The organism is Allobosea psychrotolerans (assembly GCF_002917105.1).
In the GTDB taxonomy this organism is placed as follows: Bacteria; Pseudomonadota; Alphaproteobacteria; order Rhizobiales; family Beijerinckiaceae; genus Allobosea; species Allobosea psychrotolerans.
This window is the reverse complement of sequence record NZ_PQFZ01000007.1, coordinates 109122-131288: the sequence shown is the minus strand read 5'-3', so window position 1 is coordinate 131288 and position 22167 is coordinate 109122. Positions and strand designations below refer to the sequence as shown.

General features: G+C 66.9%; 16 protein-coding genes. 10 read left to right on the top strand and 6 right to left on the bottom strand.

Going from position 1 to position 22167, the window contains the following annotated elements; genetic code table 11:
• Window positions 1-9 precede the first annotated feature (9 nt).
• Window positions 10-561, top strand: a complete 552-nt coding sequence (locus CYD53_RS14140; RefSeq protein ID WP_103718732.1) for an O-acetyl-ADP-ribose deacetylase — start codon at window positions 10-12, stop codon at window positions 559-561.
• A gap of 208 nt (window positions 562-769) precedes the next feature.
• Here CYD53_RS14140 and CYD53_RS30885 read toward each other — a convergent pair whose 3' ends face one another.
• Window positions 770-904 carry a hypothetical protein gene (locus CYD53_RS30885; protein WP_281261263.1) on the bottom strand — a complete coding sequence of 45 codons (135 nt, stop codon included), beginning with the start codon at window positions 902-904 and terminating at the stop codon, window positions 770-772.
• 106 nt (window positions 905-1010) lie between these two features.
• On the bottom strand, window positions 1011-1364 hold the full coding sequence (locus CYD53_RS14135; RefSeq protein ID WP_103718859.1) for a VOC family protein: 354 nt from the start codon (window positions 1362-1364) through the stop codon (window positions 1011-1013).
• A gap of 196 nt (window positions 1365-1560) precedes the next feature.
• On the opposite strand from CYD53_RS14135, the gene CYD53_RS14130 reads away from it, so the two are divergent.
• The 6 genes from CYD53_RS14130 to CYD53_RS30290 all read left to right on the top strand — a co-directional run bounded on the left by CYD53_RS14130 (window position 1561) and on the right by CYD53_RS30290 (window position 15049).
• A complete protein-coding gene (locus CYD53_RS14130; RefSeq protein ID WP_103718731.1) occupies window positions 1561-2313 on the top strand; it encodes a hypothetical protein in 753 nt (250 codons plus the stop codon).
• 259 nt (window positions 2314-2572) lie between these two features.
• On the top strand, window positions 2573-4564 hold the full coding sequence (locus CYD53_RS14125) for an autotransporter assembly complex protein TamA (RefSeq protein WP_181011867.1): 1992 nt from the start codon (window positions 2573-2575) through the stop codon (window positions 4562-4564).
• A gap of 149 nt (window positions 4565-4713) precedes the next feature.
• Window positions 4714-9054 carry a translocation/assembly module TamB domain-containing protein gene (locus CYD53_RS14120; RefSeq protein WP_210202341.1) on the top strand — a complete coding sequence of 1447 codons (4341 nt, stop codon included), beginning with the start codon at window positions 4714-4716 and terminating at the stop codon, window positions 9052-9054.
• 719 nt (window positions 9055-9773) lie between these two features.
• Window positions 9774-11165, top strand: coding sequence for a porin (locus CYD53_RS14115; protein WP_103718728.1), 1392 nt, complete (start codon window positions 9774-9776; stop codon window positions 11163-11165).
• A 296-nt stretch (window positions 11166-11461) separates the two neighbouring features.
• Window positions 11462-13846, top strand: coding sequence for an OmpA family protein (locus tag CYD53_RS14110; protein ID WP_146055921.1), 2385 nt, complete (start codon window positions 11462-11464; stop codon window positions 13844-13846).
• Between the two features lie 15 nt (window positions 13847-13861).
• Window positions 13862-15049 (top strand): hypothetical protein, encoded by a 1188-nt coding sequence (locus tag CYD53_RS30290; protein WP_181011865.1) that lies wholly within the window; start codon window positions 13862-13864, stop codon window positions 15047-15049.
• A gap of 6 nt (window positions 15050-15055) precedes the next feature.
• Here CYD53_RS30290 and CYD53_RS14100 read toward each other — a convergent pair whose 3' ends face one another.
• Window positions 15056-15949: an alpha/beta fold hydrolase gene (locus CYD53_RS14100; RefSeq protein ID WP_103718726.1), complete on the bottom strand. Its 894-nt coding sequence runs from the start codon at window positions 15947-15949 to the stop codon at window positions 15056-15058.
• A gap of 146 nt (window positions 15950-16095) precedes the next feature.
• Between CYD53_RS14100 and CYD53_RS14095 the strand changes: the two genes are divergently transcribed.
• On the top strand, window positions 16096-16812 hold the full coding sequence (locus CYD53_RS14095; RefSeq protein WP_103718725.1) for a class I SAM-dependent methyltransferase: 717 nt from the start codon (window positions 16096-16098) through the stop codon (window positions 16810-16812).
• Between the two features lie 111 nt (window positions 16813-16923).
• Here CYD53_RS14095 and CYD53_RS14090 read toward each other — a convergent pair whose 3' ends face one another.
• Window positions 16924-19020: a lytic transglycosylase domain-containing protein gene (locus tag CYD53_RS14090; RefSeq protein WP_103718724.1), complete on the bottom strand. Its 2097-nt coding sequence runs from the start codon at window positions 19018-19020 to the stop codon at window positions 16924-16926.
• A 171-nt stretch (window positions 19021-19191) separates the two neighbouring features.
• On the opposite strand from CYD53_RS14090, the gene dapA reads away from it, so the two are divergent.
• Window positions 19192-20085: a 4-hydroxy-tetrahydrodipicolinate synthase gene (gene dapA, locus CYD53_RS14085; RefSeq protein ID WP_103718723.1), complete on the top strand. Its 894-nt coding sequence runs from the start codon at window positions 19192-19194 to the stop codon at window positions 20083-20085.
• Window positions 20086-20173: 88 nt separating this feature from the next.
• Entirely contained in the window at window positions 20174-20647 is a 474-nt protein-coding gene (gene smpB / locus CYD53_RS14080; protein ID WP_103718722.1) for an SsrA-binding protein SmpB, read from the top strand.
• Between the two features lie 152 nt (window positions 20648-20799).
• Here the strand turns inward: smpB and CYD53_RS14075 are convergent, their stop codons facing one another.
• Together CYD53_RS14075 and pyrE are read right to left on the bottom strand one after the other, a co-directional pair.
• The gene (locus CYD53_RS14075) at window positions 20800-21426 is read right to left on the bottom strand and encodes a LabA-like NYN domain-containing protein (RefSeq protein ID WP_103718721.1); all 627 of its coding nucleotides are present in this window, start codon (window positions 21424-21426) and stop codon (window positions 20800-20802) included.
• A gap of 141 nt (window positions 21427-21567) precedes the next feature.
• Window positions 21568-22152, bottom strand: coding sequence for an orotate phosphoribosyltransferase (pyrE, locus tag CYD53_RS14070; protein WP_103718720.1), 585 nt, complete (start codon window positions 22150-22152; stop codon window positions 21568-21570).
• Window positions 22153-22167 lie beyond the last annotated feature (15 nt).

Below are 22167 nucleotides of genomic sequence, written 5' to 3'. Positions count from 1 at the left end.
ACGGCCGTCATGCCTGAATCGGAAGGCTCCGAAAGTCCTGTCGGGCTCCGCGCCGTTCGCGCAGACATAACCACGCTCCACGTCGATGCGATCGTGAACGCAGCCAACTCGTCATTGCTTGGCGGTGGTGGCGTGGACGGAGCCATTCACAGGGCTGCCGGCCCCGATCTTGTCCACGAATGCCGGTTGCTCGGGGGCTGCAGGACCGGGGATGCCAAGCTGACCAGAGGCTACAATCTACCGGCAAAGTTCATCATTCATACTGTTGGGCCGGTCTGGCGCGGCGGCGCGCATGGCGAACCGGATCTTCTCGCGTCCTGCTATCGTCGTTCCCTGGCGATCGCGGCGATGAACGATATTCGGACGATCGCGTTCCCGAGTATCAGCACAGGCATCTACGGCTATCCGATCGAGCTTGCCGCGCAGCTGGCAATCGAGGTCGTCGGCTCGGAGCTTCGCGGGAAAACCCAACTGCGGGAGGTCATCTTCTGCTGCTTCTCGCAGGAGGACCTGCAAGTCTACGAACGTCTCTCGGCCGCGCCGCGACCGCGCATCCGGTGACAACGCTACACCCCGAGGCCCGCAAGGGCCTGATCGAACTGGCGCGCGAGTTGAACCGGCAGGCTCTGTGCTGGGGGAAGTGGGGGCGCCGCTGTTCCCGTCATTGCGACGAGCGTCAGCGACGAAGCAATCCAGGGGGGCTCGTTCGACGTCCCCTGGATTGCTTCGCTACGCTCGCAATGACGACGATGGCCTCGCCGAGGCGAATTCAGAACGCCCCGATACCGCCGGAGGGCGGGGGCAGGTTGCCGCGCCGGTCTTTCGTGATGAGATCCGGCGTCACCAGAAGCTCCTTGCTGAGCCAGGCAACATAGGCTGAAATCAACTGCACGATCATGCGCATCGACCGCCTCCCTTGTTCACGGAAGCGAATTTATCACGAAGCTGGTCTTATGCCCTTGAAATTTCGACAGGTCTGCATTGCGTGACGCATGGGAAGAGCGGCTGCCTCATGCCTTCGACCACACCGCCAGCTCATAGCCGTCGGGATCGGCGAAATGGAAACGCCTGCCGCCGGGGAAATCGAACACCGGCTTGACGATGCGCCCGCCCGCCGCCTCGATGCCGGCCTGCGTCGCGGCAAGGTCGTCGGCATAGAGGATGACCAGCGGCCCGCCCGGATTCGGCGTCCCTTGCGTGGTGAAGCCGCCTTCGAGCCGGCCGTCAGTGAAGGCGCAGTACTCCGGCCCGTAATCGGTCATTTTCCAGCCGAAGGCCTTCTCGTAGAAGGCGCGCGCCCGCGCGAGGTCGGCGACGTTGAACTCGACATAGTCGATGCGTCGGTCGTTCTGCGAAGCACTCATGGTCGTTTCCTCGTTCCTTTCGGCAGGGCGGAGATCAGCACCGCCATGGCGGCCCGTCAGCGCATGGCAGGACGGTGATGCCGCCATGCGGGTTGTCCAGGAGGCTTCTGCTGCTGTAGCAGCTTGGCAAGCGCGCTGCCGCCCGTGCACCATGGGCGCGACATGATCGTCAAGACGCCGACAGGGAAGAGACACAATGCCGACCACGACCGAAACCTTGCGCGATGCGCTGGTCGCCGCCCGCCGTGGCAAGAGCCTGATCGAGATGGCAAGCCAGCCCGTGCCGGCCTCCTTCAGCGAGGGGTTGGGCGTGCAGGCCGAGATCGCCAAGGTGCTGAAGCAGCCGGAAGCCGGCTGGAAGGTCGCCATCGCCGAGGACGGCCTGCCGGTCGCGGGCATCATGCCCGGCCCCTATCTCAAGCCCGGCGACACCTATGAGGGCGCGATCGGCGCTGAACTGCGCGTCGAGATCGAGATCGCCCTGCGTCTCGCCAGCGACGTGCCGTTGCGTCCGAACCAGCCCTATTCGCGCGCCGAACTGCTCGGCCATTGCGACAAGGCCTATCTCGGCATCGAGATCGTCGAGAGCCGCCTCGCCAACTGGACGGGTGTTCCCTTCGCGCTCTGGCTCGCCGATGCGCTCGGTCATGGCGGTTACCTGATCGGTCCCGAGCTCGACATCAAGACGCTCGATGACCCGACCGCGCTCGGCTGCTTCATCTCGCTCAACGGCGTCACGATCTATGACAAGCCGGCGGTGCATGCGAATGGCGATCCGATGGCGCCCTTCCTCGCCTGGGCCAACCGCAAGCAGGATTTCATGGGCGGTTTGCGCGCTGGCCAGATCGTCACCACCGGCAGCCTCTGCGGCGGCGTGCTCTCGCCCGGAAAGGGCGAAATCGTGACGAAGTTGAGCCCTCTGGCGACAGTATCTCTGACGCTGCGCTAGAGCAGGATGCGAAAGAGTGGGCACCGGTTTTTCGCAATCGATCCTGCTCTAACTCTTTGATGAGAGACGGATTCAGATTTCAGATGGAAACACTTCGTGATTCCATCTGAAATCATCCGGCTCTAGGCTTTAAGCTCAAGACATTGCCGATGAGCGCCAGATCATCGGCAATGTGTCCATCATGTTCGGAACACAGTTCGACCTTATTCGTTGCGTGCTGGTGGCGTGGTTCGGAGGGCGGATGCGGTTGTGGCGGAGAATGTCCCGCAATGTTGCGGGTGGAGGCGTTTGCGCTTTCGCCGCGATGCTTGGTGGACAACCCACGCCGGCCGAAGCCTTCGATATCTCCTCGCTGGATATCTTCGGCCTGTTCGGCTCCAGGGATCAGCCTCCCGCGGTCAGCACGAGCACGCTGCCCTATCAGCTCAGCTTCGATCTCGGCGACGCCGCCGACGCCAAGGCCCTGACGCGCGCGCTTCAGGACGCTTCGCTGCTTTATCGCTTGCGCCAGGACGCGCCGCCCGATGGCGAGACCCTGGCGCGGCGCATGGCCGCCGATCTCAACCCGCTCGTCGATGCGCTCTGGTCGCAGGGCTATTTCAACGCCGAGATCGCGCTTGCCGTCGACGGTGTCGCGCTGAAGCCCGATGGCGAACCTGGCGCGGCCCTGGTGCGCGCTGCCGAGGCGCATCGCAACCGCGAGCCGGTTCCGATCACGGTCCGTGTCCAGCCCGGCCCGGTCTTCGGCCTGCGCAATGTCGTCGTCGTCGAGCGCGGGGAGGGCGCGCCGGTCATCGCCGACCCGGCCAGGATCTCCAGGCTCAAGCCCGGCGATGCCGCGACCTCGGCCTCGCTGCGCGCGGCGCAAGCCGCGCTCGTCGACCATCTGCGCAACCAGTCGCGCCCGCTCGCCAAGGTGGTCGAGATGCGGCCTGTGGTCGACCATGCCGCACGGATCATGGATGTGACCTATGTCGTCGATCCAGGCCCGCTTGCCGGCTTTGGCGCGGTCACGCTCGGCGAGACCGGAGATATCCCGCCCGCCGTGGTGCGCTCCTTCATCTATCTCGAACCGGGCGACCCTTATTCGCCCAAGGCGCTGGCGGATACGCGCAAATCCGTCGCGACCATCCCCGCCATCGGTTCGGTGCGCATCCGCGAGGCGGACAAGCTCGATGCTGCCGGCAATCTGCCTGTTTTCGTCGATGTCACCGAACGGCCCAAGCGCCTGATCGGTTTCTCCGCCCGCTACTCCACCATCGATGGCCCGGCGGTGAAGACCTATTGGGAGCATCGCAATCTGTTCGGCGGGGCCGAGAAGCTGCGTCTTGAAGGCGACATCTTCCTGGCGCCGCGCATCAACGGCACCAAGATCAGCAGCTTCGACGATTTCGAGCGCTCCGATCTCGGCGGGCGCTTCACGGTCAGCTTCATGAAACCGGCGCTGTGGGGCACGCGCTATGACTGGCTCGTCGACGGCACCGGCGCACGCGAGCGCGTCGGCACCAACCGCTATGGCGGCTACACCGCGCGTTACGCCAATGTGACGACCGCGATCCGGCGGCGCTTCAGCGACACCTTCTCGATTCAGGCTGGGCTGGAGGTCGAGCGCGGCCAGACCAGCGATGTGCTGGGCCAGGTCGACTACACGCTGGTCGGCATTCCGCTCTCGGTGAAATACGATTCGACCGACAGCCTGCTCGACGCGACGCGCGGCATCCGCGCCACCGCCTCGGTCACGCCCTATCCGAGCTTCCTCGGCTCCACCGTCAATGTCGTGCAGTCGAAGGCCGCGGTCTCCGGCTATTACGCGCTCGACGAAGACGCCCGCTATGTGCTCGCCGGCCGCATCGGGCTGGGCTCGATCGCCGGCGAGAAGCTCGACGAGATTCCCGCGACGCGGCGCTTCTACGCCGGCGGCGGCGGCTCGGTACGCGGCTATGCCTATCGCTCGCTCTCGCCGCTCGGGCCGCTCGGGCAATTGACCGGCGGGCGCAGCCTGTTCGAGGCCTCGGTAGAGGCCCGCATCAAGGTCACCGACACGATCGGCCTCGTGCCCTTCTTCGACGCCGGCATGGCCTTCGAATCCAGCCTCCCGAACTTCAAGCAGGAGCTGCAATATTCGGCCGGCCTCGGCCTGCGCTATTACACGCCGATCGGCCCGATCAGGCTCGACGTGGCAGCCCCCCTCAATCCGCGCAAGGGCGACAAGCCGGTTGCGGTCTATATCAGCATCGGGCAGGCCTTCTGATGCGCACGGTCCTGCCAGCACGGCTGAGCCACCTCACAGTCCTCATCCTGAGGAGCCGCGCAGCGGCGTCTCGAAGGATGCTCCAGATGGTTCGGGAGCCTCCTGGAGCATCCTTCGAGACGCCATTCCCAAGGGAATGGCTCCTCAGGATGAGGGCTCGGGGTGGTGCTTTGCTCAAGGGTACGCTTTCGCGATCCCGCCTGGCGCTCTCGGCCCTCGTCCTTGGCGTGGTCCTGCTCGCCTCGGCGCATTTCGCCGGCTTCGCCCAGAACGCCCAGAGCGATCGCGGCGTCGTCGCCGACCTGATCTCGCGGGCGCTGTCGAGCGACACCAGCCAGGTCTCGATCGGCGCGGTCGAAGGCGCGCTCTCCTCCGACGTCACGATCCGCGACATCGTGCTGTCGGATCGTGACGGCCCCTGGCTCCGGCTCGACCGCGCCCGCTTGATCTGGACTCGAACGGCGTTGCTGCTGCGCAGGCTCGAGGTCAACCGGCTCGAGATCGGCAAGCTCGAGATCCTGCGCAAGCCGGTCCCGCAGCCGGGAGCGGCTCCCGCCAACGACCAGCCGATCCTGCCGGAACTGCCGCTCAAGGTCATCGTCACCGCTTTTCAGCTCGGCGAACTTTCGCTTGGCGAGCCGGTCCTCGGCACGGCGGCACGCCTTGGCGCGACCGGCTCGGCGACGCTGGGCGCGCCGGCGGAGGGGCTCGATCTCAGGCTGGAGGCGCGCCGACTCGACCGGGCTGGTGAATTCACCGTGCGGCTCGGCTTCATCCCGCAATCGACCCGCCTCCAGCTCGCGGCGAAGATCGACGAGCCCGAAGGCGGGCTGATCGCGCATGTCGCGGGGCTGCCGGGCCAGCCGCCGGTCAAGCTCGATCTCAATGGCGACGGCCCGCTCGACGCCTTCCGCTCCAATCTGGTGTTCACCGCCGGCGAGACCATCGGCGCGCAAGGCTCGGCCAATCTTTCCCGTGTCGGCGCGGGACGTGACCTCACGCTGGCGCTCGATGCGCGCATCGAAGGGCTGATGCCGGCCTTGGCTGCGCCGGTCTTCGCCGGTTCGACACGGCTCGACGGTGCGGTCGGCTTCAGCGACGATGGCGGTGTCGATATCCGCAATCTGGCCCTGGTCTCGGCGTTGGCCCGGCTCGATGTGCTCGGGCGCTATGCTCCGGACCGGACGGTCGACCTGCGCCTGACCGCCACTGCCCGCCCCAATGCCGGCAGCCGCACGGTGTCCTCGGGCGCGGAGATCGGCAAGCTCGCTTTCGAGGCGACGGTCAAAGGCCCGGTCGCGGGCCCGCGCATCGTCGCGACATTGGATGCTGAGGACGCGAAGCTTCCAATGGGCACGCTCGGCAAGCTCGCCGCCAGTTTCACCGCGACGCCGACCGGCACGATTGGCGAAGCGGGGACCAAAGTTGCGCTGGTCTCCGATGGCGAGGCGACGGGCGTCGCGCTGAGCGATCCGAAGCTGGCGCGCATCGTCGGCGAGCGTGTCAGCTTCAGTTTGCGCGGCGCCGGCAATGACGATGCCACCGCCGATTTCGAGACGCTGCGGCTGGCCATGTCGGGCGTCGAGGTCGATTACAAGGGCAAGCTCGGCCAGGCCCGCATGCTCGGACAGGCGAAGCTGCTCCTGCCCGATTTGTCCCGCCTGAGCGGGTTTGCCGGGCGGGCCTTGGCGGGCCGCGCCGACGTCACGGCCGATCTCGACGCGACGCCGCGCAGCAATGCCTATGGCGTGGCGCTGAACGGCCATGCCGATGCGCTCGCCACCGGCGAGGCCGTGCTCGACCGCTTGCTCGCGGGCAAGCTGGCGCTCGCCGGCCAGATCAGGGCGCTGGCCTCCGATGTCACGGTTACGGGCCTGCGCATCACCGGGCAACATGCGGCCGTGACCGCAGATGGCGGGGTCGGGCGCGAGCGCTCGGATCTGCGCATCGCCCTGGCGCTGCCCGATCTGAAGCGCGCCGATCCACGCCTGTCCGGGCGCGGCGAGGCGAGCGCGCAACTGACCGGCCCGCTCGACAAATTCGACGCCACGGCCCGCATCGCCGTCACCAACGCCACTGCGCTCGCCCGGCCGATCCCGCGCCTGGTGATCGACGCCACGATCCGCGATCTGCAAGGCGCACGCGACACGACGCTCGCGCTCGATGGCGAAGTCGACAACAAGCCCGCCACCGGCCGCGTCCGGCTCGCGCGGGGCCCAGACGATGGCTGGAACCTCTCGAGCCTCGATCTCGGCATCGGCTCGGTCCGGCTGAACGGCGCGCTGACGCTCGATCCCGCCAGCCGAGCCGCCGGTCGGCTGACGCTTGCCGCGGGCAATCTCGACGATCTTTCGGCGCTCGCCCTGACCAAGCTCGGCGGCCAGCTCGATGCCGATATCGCGCTGGCAGTGGTCGAGGGCCGGCAGAATCTCGATCTGACCGCGCGGGCTGCGAAGCTCGCCGGCCCTTCGGTCATGATCGACAAGCTGGATGCGACGGCTGCCGCCCGCGACGTTTTCGGCAAACCGCAGCTCGATGCCGCGCTCGCGATCGACCGGGCCGTCCTGGCCGGTGAACCGGTGAGTTCGATCCGTTTCGATTCGAAGGGCGCGCCCGAGGCCAGCGCCTTCACCCTGAGCGCCGCTGCACGCGGCTTTGCCTTGAATGGGGCGGGCCGGCTTGTACCGGCCGAGCCGCTGCGATTGGAGTTGGCCTCCTTCGAGGCGCGCCGCGACGGGCGGCGCATCGCGCTCAGCCAGCCGGCCACAGTCAGCTTCCCGGCAGGCGGCGTCGAGATTGCCGGCCTGGCGCTGGCGATCGATCGCGGCCGCCTGACGCTCGATGGCCGCGCCGGCGAGACGCTCGATCTACGCCTGACAGCCCGTGATGTGCCGCTTTCGGCTGCCCGCATCGCTGCTCCCAATCTGGATCTGGCGGGAACGCTCAATGCGCAGGCACAGGTGAAAGGCCGGCCGGGTGCGCTGGCAGGCCCCTGGCAGCTGCGCATCGCGGGACTGGCGACGCCGGAAACCCGCAGCGCCGGCCTGCCGCCGATCGCGATTGACGGCAATGGCCAGTTCGATGGCAATCGCACCAGCGTCAATGCGACGCTCAACGCCGGGAAGCTCGCGAATCTGAGCCTGCGTGGCTCCGCGCCGCTAGGCAGCACTGGTGCGCTCGATCTCGCGGCGCAGGGCACGGTCGACGCAGCGCTCGCCAATCCGATGATCGCGGCGCAGGGTCAGAGGCTGACCGGGGCGATGACACTCGATATGCGCGCCGCCGGAACGGCCGCGGCCCCGCGCCTCAGCGGCACGGCGACCTTTGCCAAGGGCAGCTTCACCGACGCGTTGCAGGGCATGCGCCTGACCGGGATCGAGGCGCGCATCGCGGCGACCGGCGAGAACCTGACGATCGAGCGCGCCGTCGCCGGCACCGCCAATGGCGGCACGCTTTCGGCGAGCGGGCAGGTCAGGCTCGATCCGGCGGCCGGCTTCCCCGGCCAATTGCGCATCCAGGGCAAGCGCGCCCAGCTCGTCGCCAACGGCATCGTCACGGCCGTCGCCGATCTCGGACTGGATATCGCCGGGCCGCTGGCGCAGCGCCCGCGCATTGGAGGGCGTGTCGATGTCGTCTCGCTCGATGTCGCCGTGCCGGATCGTTTGCCGGCCTCGTTGCGGCCGGTGGACGGCATCAGGCACATCAAGGCGACGGGCACGGCGGCGGCGCGCCTCGCCGCTGCTCGCAAGGCCAAGCCGGTCGCGAAGGGCAGGGGCCGGCCGGCGCCCGCTTTTGACGCTGCGCTGGCGCTCGTGGTCTCCGCGCCGAATCGCGTCTTCATCCGGGGGCGCGGCATCGACGCCGAACTCGGCGGCGAGATTCGCCTCAGTGGCACGCTGGCCGCTCCCGCGCTCGATGGCGGCTTCGATCTCAGGCGCGGCCGCCTCAGCGTGCTGAGCCAGCGCCTCGATTTCAGCCGTGGCCGCTTGAACTTCACCGGCGGTACGATTCCCGAACTCGATTTCGTCGCCGAGACGCGCGCATCCGACGTCACGGCCAAGATCCTCATCACGGGCCCGGCCGACCAGCCGGCCTTCGCCTTCACCTCGCAGCCCGAACTGCCGCAGGACGAGGTCTTGTCGCGCATCCTGTTCGCCCGCGCCTCGGGCTCGCTCTCGGCCTTCCAGGCGCTGCAGCTTGCGCAGACGGCAGCCCAGTTCGCCGGAGGCGGCGGCGACGATTCCTTCGAGCGGCTGCGCAAGTCGCTCGGCGTCGACAATCTCGACATCCAGGTCGGGGCGGGCGGGCCGACGGTGGGCGCCTCCCGCTATATCGGCAACAACGTCACGATCGGCGTGAAGGCCGGGGCCAAGCCGGAAGATAGCGGCGTCTCGATCGGAATCGACGTCACCCGCCGCCTGAAGGTCCAGGCCGAGACCGGGGCAGACGGCTCGGCCGCGGTCGGCGTCGGCGCGGAATGGGAATATTGAGGCGCGGGGGCCCGTTATGCTCGGGCTTGATCCGAGCATCTCTGAAGCCAAGGTCTTCCGACCAAGAGATTCTCGGGTCTGCGCTTCGCTGCGCCTGCGCATGACGAGAAGGGCGCGGGGAACCCCTCTCCTGTAAGGAGAGGGGCAGGGGCGAGGTGTCGGCCCCTGGACCAGTCAAGCGCCAGCCTCACAGCGAAGCACCGGTGAGGCCTCACCCGAAGTGTCAAACGGCCGACCCCTCACCCTGCCCTCTCCCTCCGGGAGAGGGTTCCCCGCGCTTGTCTCGGCCAACAAGACTCCAGCGGAGAAGGGAAGAGGGCGACCGGGAATCACCGCCAGCCCTCTCCGAAGAGCCACGCCGCTGCCGGGACTGCGATTCTACCCGCGACGACCCGCTGAAAGACCGATCCGGGCGGCTACGGTTAAGAGCCGGTAAATTTCGGCCCTCAAAGCGTGGCGCTCCTGCAACACCGGGTTCCAAAGCACCCCCCCGGAGCTCCCGGCGGCGTGATCGAGGTTGATCGGCAATCCGGCATTCGTATGGTGAACCTGCGTCGGGACATTCCCGGTCGCTGTTTTTCGTCTTCGCCTCTGAATGGTTCAGGGACGCGGGCGAAAGGCCGGGAATAGGTAAGCTGGCGGTTTGGTCTCCTGGGGCCCTGCTGCCGAGAACGCGAACCGAAGCCCGAGGGTCTCGAAACTCATTTTGGAGGTTACCAATGAAGCTCGTTAAGAGCCTCCTCCTCGGTTCTGCCGCCGGTATCGCCGCGGTTGCCGGGGCTCAGGCCGCCGATCTTCCCTCGCGGAAGGCCGCTCCGGTCGAATACGTTCGTGTCTGCTCCACCTACGGCGCGGGCTTCTTCTACATCCCGGGCACGGAAACCTGCCTGCGCGTCGGTGGTCGTGTTCGCGCTGAATACGGCACTGCCGAGCGTTGGACCCGCGCTCAGGATGGCTACGGCTTCCGCGCTCGTGGTCGTCTGAACATCGACGCCCGCACCGCGACCGCCTATGGCACGCTGCGCACCTTCATCCGCTTCGAGATGACCAACTCGAACGGCGTCTACGGCCAGTCCTTCAATGGCAACGGCGTGTCCGCCGGTGCTGCTCGCGGCGGTTCCAGCTCCACGTACAACACTGGCACCAGCACCTCGAGCAACGGCCAGGCGAACTTCAGCCTCGACAAGGCCTTCATCCAGTTCGGCCCGATCACCGCTGGTCGCGCCCAGTCGTTCTTCGACTTCTACGCCGACGACCTGAACTACGGCGTCATCCGTGGTTCGGACCAGGCTCTGAACCTGTTGGCCTACACCGCGACCTTCGGTTCGGGCATCTCGGCGACGGTGTCGCTGGAAGATCGCTCGGAGCGTGAGCAGGTCGGTGGCATCACCACCAACATCGCTGGCGTTTCCACCGCGACCCTCGGTGGCCAGACCATCCCGGACGTTGTTGGTAACATCAACGTGACGCAGGGCTGGGGCTCGGCTCAGCTGTCGGGCGCTTTCATCCAGCGCAACACGACTGGCCCGATCGGCACCACCGGCTTCGGTACCGGCACCAACCTGTCGAACGACGACCAGTACGGCTTCGCCGTTCAGGGCGGTGTCAAGATCAACCTGCCGATGCTCGCCGCTGGCGATTATCTCTGGTTGCAGGCTGCCTACTCCGAGGGTGGTCTCTCCTACCTCGGCTACGGCGGCGCTGGCACCGGTTCGACCTGGGGCTCGACCAGCCGCGCTGGCCGTATCTCGATCTCCAACTCGGATGTCGCGCTCGACTCGCTCGGCAAGGCTCACCTGACCAAGGGCTATGCCCTGACCGCAGGTCTGCTGCACTACTGGACCCCCACGATCCGCCAGGGCATCTATGGTTCGTACTCCAAGCTGGACTACAGCGCGGCTGTTTCGACCCTCGACCCGCGCGAAATCCGCGTCGGTACCAACCTGATCTGGTCGCCGGTCGCCGGCCTCGACATCGGTGTGGAAGTTCTCTACGCCCGCGTCGAAGCTGCCAAGCGCGTCACGGCTTACACTGCCGACCAGTCTCTGGGTCGCACGATCAAGTCCGACGACACCTTCCAGGGTCGTCTGCGCATCCAGCGCGACTTCTGATCGGCTCTCCGATCTTAGTCGAGAAGCCCCGGGGAAACCCGGGGCTTTTTTTGTTTGCCAGAGCAGGATGCGAAAAACTGGGCACCGGTTTTTCGCATTGATCCCGCTCTCAACTCCAGGGAACGATCATGTTCTTTCGCATTCGGACGCTTCTGTCCGAATGCGAAAGAACATGATCTATCGTAGGTTACGGCAAGATGCTTGACAGGCCCCCATGATCCGGCCTGACTTCAGGACAAGGTGGATCGTGCGCAACTGAAGCGTGCGGGGCCGGGCTGGCTGCGGGGATTTCGAGGATGGGGCAACCGCTGCGTTGGCTTTGGGGTTTGGCGCCGCTCGCCTTGCTCTGGGGCATGGGCAACCTCGCTCTCGACGACGCAATTCAGAGCGATGTCGGCAACCGCGCGATGCTGGCCGCAAGTTCGGCAGCGGGGCAAGCGCCGGGCGCGCGGCCGATCGTGGCCCAGGTCGTCGGCCGCGATGTCTCAGTCAGTGGCGAGGCGCTCTCTGCCGATGGCGCTGCCAAGGCCATGGCGCAGCTTCGTTCGGAATTCGGCGTGCGCCGCGCGCTGGGCGGCCTGTCGCAGGCCGTGGCGCAGCGACCCTATAGCTGGTCTGCGACGCGCCAGGGTGGCGTGGTCACGCTCAGCGGTTCCGTGCCCGATGAAGCCACGGCCACGGCCAATGTCGCGGCGGCCGGCGCTGCTCTGCCCGGTGTGCGGGTCGAGGATCGACAGAGCCTCGCCTTCGGTGCTCCCGTTGGCTTTGCCGAGATGACCAGGACCGTGCTTGCGGAGTTGCCGAAGCTGTCTTCCGGCAAGGTTGCGCTGGATGATGGCCGCTTCTGCATCGAGGGCAGCGCCGCTACGCCTGACGCCTTCCTGGCCTTGAAGAGCGCATTGCCCAATCTGGCGAAGGCAGGCTTCCAGCCCGTCGATTGCGCGCTCGAGCCGCCGGTGGTCGCGCCGTATCGCTGGAGCGCGGAACGCGTGGTTGACGGTTCTGTGACGGTCACCGGGTCTTATCCGTCCGAGGATATCCGGCGTCAGTTCCAGGCGCTGCTGCGCCGCAATTTTCCCGAACCGACGCCGCTCAACGACCTGACCAAGCCGGCGCTCGGCGCGCCCGCCGCCTTTCTCGCCAAGGTGACGCGCGCGATCGGCGATCTCGCCCGTCTGCGCAACGGAAAGGCCGAACTCATTGGCGACGCTTATGAATTGACCGGTGCCGGTCCCGACAATTTCGAGACCTGCCAGGCCTTGCGATTGCTCGTCGCCCAGCTTGATGGACCCGATTCCGTCGCCAAGGCGACGATCGCGTGCCCAGCTGCGCCGCCGCCTGCGCCACTTCCGGCCCCGGTGCTTCCCGCTCCGGCCGAGCCCGCACCGACGCCCGAGACGACCAGCGTGCCGCCGGCAAGCGCGCCAGCGGGCTCGGCCGCCGACGCGGCACAAGGGCCGGCACAAGGATCGGCCCAAGGGGCGGGCCAAGGGCCGGCCCAAGGATCGGCTCAGCCTGCGACCGCTGTGCCGCCTGCCGTGGTGGCTCCGGCTCCCGTCATATTGCGCTGGCAGGCTGAGAAGTCCGAGCAGGGCCTGGTCGTCTCCGGCCTGGTGCGCGATGAGGCCAACCGCGCGGCCTTGCGCGCGGCGTCCGACCTGGCGAATGCGGGCCCGCTCGATGATCGCACGACAGAGGAACCAAACCTCATGGCGACGCCGGACTACGCGTCCGCGACGCGCTTCGCCTTCGAGCTTCTGGGCAGCATGACGCGCGGCACGGTCTCGCTCGACCGTTCGGAGCTGGCTGTGTCCGGCGAGGTCGCGGATGAGGCGGGCTTGCGTGCCCTGGAGGCGGCGCTGGCCCGGCAACCGATGCCTGCCGGCCTCAGCCTCAAGCCCGGGACCGCTGCTGGCCAGGTTGCGGTCCGGCCCTATGGGCTGCGGCTTACCGTGGACAAATCCGGCGTCTCGATGACGGGATATCTGCCTGATGCGCGCGCCCGCGAGGATCTGCTGGCGCTGGTCGAGGCATCGTCGCTGCGCGGCAAGGTCAGCGACTCGAGCACGCTCCTGCCGGGCGCGCCAGCGGGCTTCGCTGCCGCGGCGCATGTCGCGCTGGTCAACCTGCTCAGGCTCGATCTCGGCTCGGCCAGCCTCAGCGAAGACGGCGCCGTGATCCAGGGTTTGACCTGCCGCGACCTGATCAAGAGCGAGGTCGAGACCAGCGCGGCCACCGCGCCTGGGCCGCTCAAGGTTTCCGCATCCGTCGGCTTGCGCCAGACGGGCTGTGTCATCGACCCGCCCAACACCTGCCAGAACGATCTGGACGCTTTGACCAAGCGCAACACCGTGCTGTTCGCCCAGGGCACGGCGGTGGTTCCGCTCGATCCTACGACCGAGCGGGTCATCGCAGAGGCCTTCGCCATCCTGAAGCAGTGCCCGGCCTCGCGCGTCGTTATCGAGGGGCACGCCAATAGGGACGGCGAATGGCGTGGCTTCAACAATCTCGACCTGTCCGAGCGGCGCGCCCTGCGCGTGCGTGACGAACTCGTCCGGCGCGGCATCGACCCGGCTCAACTGACCGTTGCCGGCTTCGGCACCGACAGACCGCTGGTGCCGCACGGCGCCCCCGATGCGCGGGTGATGAACCGGCGCGTTCAGTTCACGGTCGCGAAATAGAGGCTGTCAGGGGCTATGCTGTATCTCGCCACGCAATTCGCCTGGTTCCTGCTCGCGGCCTTCGCGCTCGGCCTCGTCATGGGCTGGATCAGCTATGACGGCGGCAAGCTCTGGAACCGCAAGCTGAGCTATCTCCTGGGCCTCTGGCTCGTGATTGCCGCCTTGACCTGGTCGCAGACGCTGAACGGCGTACCGGCACTGTGGCTCGAGAGCGCGCTGCTCTTCGTCGCGATCTATGTCGCGGGTTGCGCGCTCGCCAGCGTGCTGCGCTCGCCACGGGAGCCGCGAGCTGCCGTTGCGGCAGCGACGCGCGTTCCTGGCGAGATGCCCAAGCTGGACATGCCCAAGTTCGACATGCCCAAGCTCGGCGGCGCGAATGTCGCGCCTGCGCCGATGCCGGCCGACGCCGCGCTTGCCTTGCCCGCGAAATCGGTCGTCGATGACGGCAAGGCGGATGACGGCAAGACTGACAATGGCAAGACGGTCCTGAAGGGCATCAAATCGGTCGGCGAGGCCAATAAGGGCGTGCCGAAGGTCGAGGGCGAGGATGCCATTCCCGGAGAGCGTCCCGTCGGGCTGGCCGCCGCGCGCAACGAGAGCCCCGATGACCTCAAGCTGATCAAGGGCATCGGCCGGCAGAACGAGGGCCGGCTGCACGGCCTCGGCATCTGGCATTTCGACCAGGTCGCCGCCTGGAGCGCGCAGAACATCGAATGGGTCGGCAGCTATCTCGCCTTTCCCGGCCGGATCGAGCGCGAGGACTGGGTCGCACAGGCCAAGGCGCTGGCGCAGGGCGCCGAGACCGCCTTCGCCAAGCGCGTCAAGGCGGGCGAGGTCTCCTCCTCCCGCGACGACGGCTCGCTGGGTCAGGGCAATGTCGCGCCGCTGTCCGATGACGGGTTCGAAGGCGAGCGGCCGAAGAACCTCCTGACACAGGCTCGCGACGGCAAGGCCGACGATCTGACGCTGATCAAGGGGATCGGCCCCGCCATCACGGCTGATCTCAACCGCCTCGGCATCTGGCATTTCGACCAGATCGCGGCGCTGCGCGATCCGGAGATGCGCTATATCTCGGCCTTCGCCGGTGTCCCGGGCAAGGGGCTCGCAGAGAACTGGCGCGAGGATGCCGATATCCTCAGCCATGGTGGCGAGACCGCGCATTCGCGTGCGGTGAAGGCCGGGCGGACGTCGCCCGGGACCTGATCGCACTCAGGCCGCCAGCCGCTCGGCCCGGTTGATCAGTTTCCCGATCCGACGAACCATGTCCCTGGGGCCAAGCAGCGGGGCATGGCCCTGTCCCGGCGCGACGAAGGTCTCGCAGTCGGGATGGCGCTCGCCCATCTCCTTCAGGGTCTTTTCGGCCAGAAGGTCCGAATTTTCGCCACGGATCGCCAGCAGCGGCACGCCGTTCAGCCCGGCGAAATAATTCCACAGAACCGGCAGCGGTGCTTCGAGGTCGAGCTCCTCCAGGACCTTCATCAGATTGGGGTCGTAGTCCGGGACGAGCCGGCCGTCGCGCTCGGTCCAGGTACGGCGCGCCATCATCTCCCACTCCGCCTCGCCGAAGAGCGGAAACTGCTGGTCCGAGAGGCGCTTGAGGATCTCCGCTCCCTCGCTGAAGCTGCGCGGCCGCGGCAGCTTTCCGACATAGCCCCGGATCCTGAGCAGGCCGCCCGCGTCGATCACCGGGCCGACATCGTTGAGGACCGCGCCCTTGATCGCAGCCGGCCGCGCTGCCGCAAGCGCCATCGTCAGGAGCCCGCCGCGCGAGGTTCCGACGAAGACGGCGCTCTCGATGCCTGCCGCCGTCAGCACCTGCATCAGATCGTCGAGCTCGACGCGGATGTCGTAGTTCTTCCAGTTCTTGTCGTAAGCCGACAGGCCACGCCCACGATAATCGAGCGCCAGCACGCGCCGGGGTTTGTCCGCAGCCTGCGACAGGGCCAGAGCAAGCTCATGGAAGTCGGCGGCGGTGCGGGCAAAGCCCGGCAGGCAGACCACCGGCAAAGCCCGCGAGGCGAGGGGGCCGTAATCGCGCGCATGCAGCCTGAGCCCGTCGCGGGCGCTGATGAACAGCGATGAGAAATCGACTGGGGTGGTCATGTAGTCTCTCGGCGGGCCTGATCGTCACGCCAGCTAATCACGGATTCCCTCGCGCTCAAACGCTCGGGAGACATGCGTCGCCCGGTCTTGCGCCGGTTCGGCAGGCGCGCGATGCCGGGTGCCGCTCCACCCTGCCGGACGAGACGATGACGACGCCACCGCCCGAGTCGACGCAAAAATTCGATCCCAGCCGGGCCGCTGAATATCAGGTCCAGAGCCGCATCGCGCTGGCCGGCTACGATGCCTGCCATGAACTCTCCGCCTGCATGCTCGCCGCGACGCTGGGACCGGGCAGGCCGGCGCAAGTGCTTGTCGTGGGTGCGGGCGGCGGGGCTCAGGAGATCGTTTCTGCCGGCGCGCTGGAGCCGCAATGGCGCTTCACCGCCGTCGATCCTTCGCAGCCCATGCTGGATCTGGCGCTGGAGAGGTTGCGCGAGCACGAATTGCTGGAGCGGACCGAGATGCGTCTCGGCTATGTCGAGGACCTGCCTCTGGAGCCGCGCTTCGACGCCGCTACGCTGATCGGCGTGCTGCACCATCTGCCGGGCGATGCCGCGAAGCGAGCCATCCTCGATGCTGTCGCCACGCGGCTGAAGCCGGGCGCGCCCCTGATCCTCGCGGGAAATCGCTATGCCTATGCGAGCGAGCCGCTTCTGCTGGCAGCCTGGGGCGAGCGCTGGCGCATGTTTGGCGCAGCCCCCGAAGAGGTCCAGGCGAAGCTCGGCAAGATCCTGCAGGGCGCCGACCCGCCGCGCTCGGAGGCCGAAGTCGCTGGTCTGCTCGACGGGGCGGGCTTCGACGCGCCGAGCTGGTTTTTCTCCAGCCTGTTCTGGGGCGCCTGCATCGCGCGCAGGCGGGTATAGGCGGCGCTGCGAGAGCGTTTTCGAGCGAAGTGCATACCGGTTCGCGTGAAGAAATCGCGCTAAAACAAAGATCTAGAGCAATTGAACGATCCAATCGGATCGGAAAACGCTCTAGTCGCTGCGCTTGCCGCCGCGCTTCAGGTCGTGATCGATCAGATAGGCGGTGCGCTGGTCGAGCCGCTGGCGATAGACTTGGAGGTTCTCCATGACCCGCTGCACATAGTTGCGCGTCTCGTAGAAGGGGATGCGCTCGACCCAGTCGACGGCGTCGACCTGCGGATCGCGCGGATCGCCATAGGCGGCGATCCATTTCTTCACATTGCCCGAACCGGCATTGTAGGCCGCGAAGGTCAGGATATAGGAGCCGCGCCAGTCCTTGAGCAGGTCGTTGAGATGGGCCGCGCCCATCCGGGCCGAATAGAGCGCGTCGCGCCCCAGGCGCGGCCAGTCGAAAGGCAGGTTGGCTCGCCTTGCCGTTTCGCGCGCGGTCGCAGGCATCATCTGCATCAGTCCGCGCGCGCCGGCATGCGATTCCGCCGCTGGGTCGAAGGCACTCTCCTGGCGGGCGATGGCGTGGACGATGGCGCGCTCCATCGGATCGCCCAGCACCGGAAAATCCGGCACGCCGAAGGTCGGAAACGCCGCGCTATCGAGCGGAAAGCCACGCTGCAGGGCCTGCTTGCCGATGGCGAGCAGCGATTTCGCATCGCCCTCGCGCCTCGCGATCGCCGCCACGGCCTCCAGCGCCGGGGTGGTGTAGAGCCGTTGCGCGAGGTCGCCGAGCATGATCGTGGCGAGGTCGCGCGCGCCGATCCGATAGAGCAATTGTACGCCCTGATGGCCCGGCAGGGTGCCGAGCGCCGCTGAAGCCGAGCGGCGCAGCGGCAGATCGGGCAGGCCGAGTCGGGCGCGGGCAAGCTGGCCGTAATAGGCGATGGGCTGTTCGGCGGCGCGCTCATAGGCAATGCGCGATGCATCCTGCTTGCCCAGTGTCTCGGCGGCGCGGCCCTCCCAATAGGCGGCGCGCGCAACCGAGATCGGCGTCTCCGCCAGCTTGCCGGCCTCGACGAAATGCGTCAGCGCAGTTGCGGCATCGTTGCGGAAGCGCAGGGCGATGAAGCCGGCATGCCATTCGGCGTCGATGCGCGCGACCGGGCCTTCGGCGCCGTGTCCGGCCACGACCTCGTAAGCCGTCGCGGCATCGCCGGCATCGAGCAGCTTGCGTGCGATCAAGCGGCGCTCCGTCCACCATTCGTCGCCGTCGCCGAGCAGATTGGGGTCGCGCGGAACCTTGGCCAGTGCCTTGGCGGCCTCCACCGGCTTGTCGGCTCGTCTTGCCTGTTGCGCCTGCAGGAAGGCAAAGGAGATGTCGCCCTTCAGCGAAGCAGGCACGGAGGCGATCAGGGATGCGGGGAGCGGGCGTCTTTCCCGGGCACTGGCGAGCCTGACCCGGGCAAGTGTGACGTAATCAGCCGATACGCGGGCGGCGTTGCGCATCGCCGCCATGGTGTTCTCGCGGAAGAGATAGCGTTCCGTGCGCAGCCTGTGGTCGTCGCGGGTGAGGATGTCGCCGAATTCGGCGAGCACCACGGTCTCCAGCGGCTGGCCGAGATGGTCCTGCCGCCAGGCCTGGCGGATCAGCGCGGCCGCCTCATCCATCCGTCCTTCCGCCTTGAGTGCCAGCGCCAGGGCCACGCGCCCGGCCGGCGCGACGGGCCGCTGCGCATAGAAGAAGGTGCGGATCGTGGCCGCGTCCTTCTTCTCCGCGATCAGCGCCTCCTCCGCGCGGCGGCGGAACAGCGTCGTGGCGGGATAGTTGGGGTTGGCCTGCAGAAAGGCGTTGAGCCGCGAGAACGGGATCGCGTTGGCGCCTGAGCGGATAGCGACCCATTCGAGCAGGGCCTTTGCCGCGCCGTCGTCGATTGCGGCTGCGATCGCGTCGCCTTCGGACAAGGCGCCGCGCCGATAGGCGGCGACAGCCGCCTTCACGGCATCCAGGCCCGTGGTGGCCTCTAACCGCAATTGCGTATCGGGGTACGGCGGCAGCGCGGCCGTGGTCTCGACATCGATCGCAAGCAGGCGCGGCTGTTGCGCGCGCTGCCCGCCATCGTCGCCGGCCAGCACCGCTGTCGCGGGGAACAGGGCCGGAAGGATCAGCCAGGCCAGCCGCTTGCGGACAGAGCGCTGGCAGGCAAAAGGCGAGGCCATCGCAGGCTCCTTGAAAGGGGCACTTGACCCGCAATGGTGGGCGCAGGCGGTTTATGAAGCCTTAACCATGAGGGCCACGCTTTTTGATGGGTTGCCGGCTTTGCCTGCGGCGGCTGAGGGTTTATGTCTGTCGGCCCTTCGATTGGACTTCCGCGTCAGGACGCCGCGCTCATGACCAAGCACACTGCCTTCACCGGTTCGCTGCCCGCGCTGGTGACGCCGTTCAAAGCCGGCAAGATCGACGAGGAGGCGCTGCGCGCACTGGTCGAATGGCAAATCGAGAGCGGCAGCTCGGGTCTCGTGCCCGTCGGCACGACCGGCGAGAGCCCGACGCTCTCCCATGACGAGCATAAGCGCGTCGTCGAGATCGTGGTCGCGCAAGCCAAGCGCCGTGTGCCGGTGATTGCCGGTGCGGGCTCCAACAACACGCATGAGGCGATCGACCTCGCCGTCCATGCCGAGAAGGCCGGCGCCGACGCGGTGCTGGTGGTGACGCCCTATTACAACAAGCCGACCCAGGAGGGCATGTATCAGCACTTCAAGGCGGTGAACGATGCGGTCGGCATCCCGATCATCATCTACAACATCCCGCCGCGCTCGGTGGTCGACATGTCGGTCGAGACCATGACGCGGCTCTACGAGCTGAAGAACATCGCCGGGGTCAAGGACGCGACCGCCAATCTCGCGCGCGTCTCGCAGCAGCGCCACGCCATGGGGGCCGACTTCATCCAGCTCTCGGGCGAGGACATGACGGCGCTGGCCTATATGGCGGCCGGCGGCCATGGCTGCATCTCGGTCGTCGCCAATGTCGCGCCCAGGCTCTGCGCCGATCTGATGGCGGCGGCGCTCAAGGGCGATTATTCCGGTGCGCTGAAGCTCCAGGACCGGCTCGTGCCGCTTCACGACGCCGTCTTCAAGGAGCCGGGTCTGGCCGGCGCCAAGCACGGGCTCAAGCTGCTCGGCCGCATCGAGGAAGAGCTGCGCCTGCCGCTGCTGCCTGTGACGGCCCCGACGGGCAAGATCATTCGCGACGCCATGGTGTTCGCCGGGCTCCTGAATGCTTAAGTAGGGCAATCGGCAGTAGGCAGTCGGCAGTCGTGGGCCTTCGCGAACCCTGCTGCCTCCTGCCGACTGCCGCTTGCCGGAGTTACCCATGAACAAGCCCGATCCCGATCGCTACAAGCTCGCCGCCGACAACCGCAAGGCGCGCTATAATTACGAGATCATCGAGACGCTCGAGGCCGGCATCGCCTTGCAGGGCACCGAGATCAAATCGCTGCGTGGCGGCAGGGCGACGATCGGCGAGAGCTATGCCGGGCCGATGGGCACCGAACTCTTCCTGTTCAACGCCCATATCCCGGAATATCTCGAAGCCAATCGCTTCAACCACAACGTCCGCCGGCCGCGTAAGCTGTTGTTGCATCGTCGCCAGATCAACAAGCTGATGGGCGCGATCCAGCGCGACGGCTACACGGTCATTCCGCTGAAGGTCTATTTCAACGAGAAGGGCCGGGCGAAGGTCGAGCTCGGACTGGGGCGCGGCAAGAAGCTGCACGACAAGCGCGAGACCGAAAAGGCCCGCGACTGGAACCGCGACAAGGCCCGGATCATGAAGACGGGTGGGTGAAGCCGTTTGGCCGTCATGCTCGGGCTTGACCCGGGCATCTCGGAAACCAGTGCCTTCTCGTCACGAGATTCCTGGGTCTGCGCGGAGTTTATCCTTGGGCCGATCGAAGATCGGACCCGAGGGCTTCGCCCGGGAATGACGGGAGCGGGACATTACCCATCGACCGTCTCGTCGCCCTGGCGGATGCCGTAGCGTCGCTCCAGGCTGGGATTCCCCGGGGTTCCAGGCCCGCCTGGCCCGCGCGCGGCGCGCTCCGACGGGTCGCGCCCGATCTTCTGCATCAACTGAGCAAGATCGAGGAAATCGTCGCATTGCCGGCGCAGTTCGTCGGAGACCATCGGCGGGTTGGTCGCGATCGTGGAGACCACGGAGACCTTCACGCCCTTGCGCTGCACTGCCTCGACCAGGGGCCGGAAATCGCCATCGCCCGAGAAGAGGTAGATCTGGTCGAGATGCGGCGCGAGTTCGAGCATCTCGATCGCCAGCTCGATGTCCATATTGCCCTTGACCCGGCGGCGGCCAGTGGCGTCGGTGAATTCCTTGGCCGCCTTGGTGATGACGCGGTAGCCATTATAGTCGAGCCAGTCGACCAGCGGGCGGATCGAGGAATACTCCTCGCTCTCCACGAGCGTGGTGAAATAGAAGGCGCGGATCAGATTGCCGCGCCCCTGGAACTCCTTGAGCAGGCGGCGATAATCCATGTCGAAGCCGAGCTGCTTGGAAGTTGCGTAGAGATTGGCGCCGTCGATGAAAAGCGCGATACGCGGGTCGGCTGCCATGGCAATCACTCCTGCCTGAAATATCTTTGAACGCTCAGAATCGAAATAAATCGCGGTCTAACAATGTCTAATAAGGGCTGATTTGCCGGCAATTTATAATCTGCCATGTGGCGTCTCGCCGCAGCCCGGCGAGGCGCAATATCAGGCGCTCAGGCCGCGGCTTCCTGGCTTCACCGGGGGAATGGCGGCAAGCTCCGGCGGCAGCGCGTCGGGCGCATAGTCGGGCACATCGAGCTTCATCAGGCTGACCAGCGGGACGCCGAGATCGGCGCGACCGGCCGAGCGATCGACGAGACAGGCCGCGCCCAGGATCGTGCCGGGTTCATTGGCGATCGAGGCCAGGCATTCGCGCGAGGACAGGCCGGTCGTGACGATGTCCTCGACCATGACGACGCGCGCGCCCTTCGGGATCGAGAAGCTCCGGCGCAGCTTGAACTGGCCGTCCTCGCGCTCGACGAAGATCGCCTTCGCCTTCAAATGGCGCGCTGTCTCGTAACCCGGCACGATGCCACCCACCGCCGGCGAGACGACATAGTCGACCGTCCCGAAAGCGGCTTCGATCTTGGCGGCGAGCGCCTTGCACAGCCGCTCCGTCCGCACCGGATCCTGGAAGATGAACATCTTCTGCAGGTAGACCGCGCTGCGCCGGCCCGAGGACAGGATGAAATGCCCGTCGAGCAGCGCGCCGGCATCACGGAATTCGGCCAGAACGTCGTCGTCGGTCATCGCTCGCGCCTCGCT

Coding starts and splice junctions, on each gene's coding strand:
- CYD53_RS14095 (WP_103718725.1), top strand. CDS start 16,096: ATGACGACGCCACCGCCCGAGTCGACGCAAAAATTCGATCCCAGCCGG.
- CYD53_RS14090 (WP_103718724.1), bottom strand. CDS start 19,020: ATGGCCTCGCCTTTTGCCTGCCAGCGCTCTGTCCGCAAGCGGCTGGCC.
- CYD53_RS30885 (WP_281261263.1), bottom strand. CDS start 904: ATGCGCATGATCGTGCAGTTGATTTCAGCCTATGTTGCCTGGCTCAGC.
- CYD53_RS14140 (WP_103718732.1), top strand. CDS start 10: ATGCCTGAATCGGAAGGCTCCGAAAGTCCTGTCGGGCTCCGCGCCGTT.
- dapA (WP_103718723.1), top strand. CDS start 19,192: ATGACCAAGCACACTGCCTTCACCGGTTCGCTGCCCGCGCTGGTGACG.
- CYD53_RS14135 (WP_103718859.1), bottom strand. CDS start 1,364: ATGAGTGCTTCGCAGAACGACCGACGCATCGACTATGTCGAGTTCAAC.
- pyrE (WP_103718720.1), bottom strand. CDS start 22,152: ATGACCGACGACGACGTTCTGGCCGAATTCCGTGATGCCGGCGCGCTG.
- CYD53_RS14100 (WP_103718726.1), bottom strand. CDS start 15,949: ATGACCACCCCAGTCGATTTCTCATCGCTGTTCATCAGCGCCCGCGAC.
- CYD53_RS14120 (WP_210202341.1), top strand. CDS start 4,714: ATGAGGGCTCGGGGTGGTGCTTTGCTCAAGGGTACGCTTTCGCGATCC.
- CYD53_RS30290 (WP_181011865.1), top strand. CDS start 13,862: ATGCTGTATCTCGCCACGCAATTCGCCTGGTTCCTGCTCGCGGCCTTC.
- smpB (WP_103718722.1), top strand. CDS start 20,174: ATGAACAAGCCCGATCCCGATCGCTACAAGCTCGCCGCCGACAACCGC.
- CYD53_RS14115 (WP_103718728.1), top strand. CDS start 9,774: ATGAAGCTCGTTAAGAGCCTCCTCCTCGGTTCTGCCGCCGGTATCGCC.
- CYD53_RS14075 (WP_103718721.1), bottom strand. CDS start 21,426: ATGGCAGCCGACCCGCGTATCGCGCTTTTCATCGACGGCGCCAATCTC.
- CYD53_RS14130 (WP_103718731.1), top strand. CDS start 1,561: ATGCCGACCACGACCGAAACCTTGCGCGATGCGCTGGTCGCCGCCCGC.
- CYD53_RS14110 (WP_146055921.1), top strand. CDS start 11,462: ATGGGGCAACCGCTGCGTTGGCTTTGGGGTTTGGCGCCGCTCGCCTTG.
- CYD53_RS14125 (WP_181011867.1), top strand. CDS start 2,573: ATGTCCCGCAATGTTGCGGGTGGAGGCGTTTGCGCTTTCGCCGCGATG.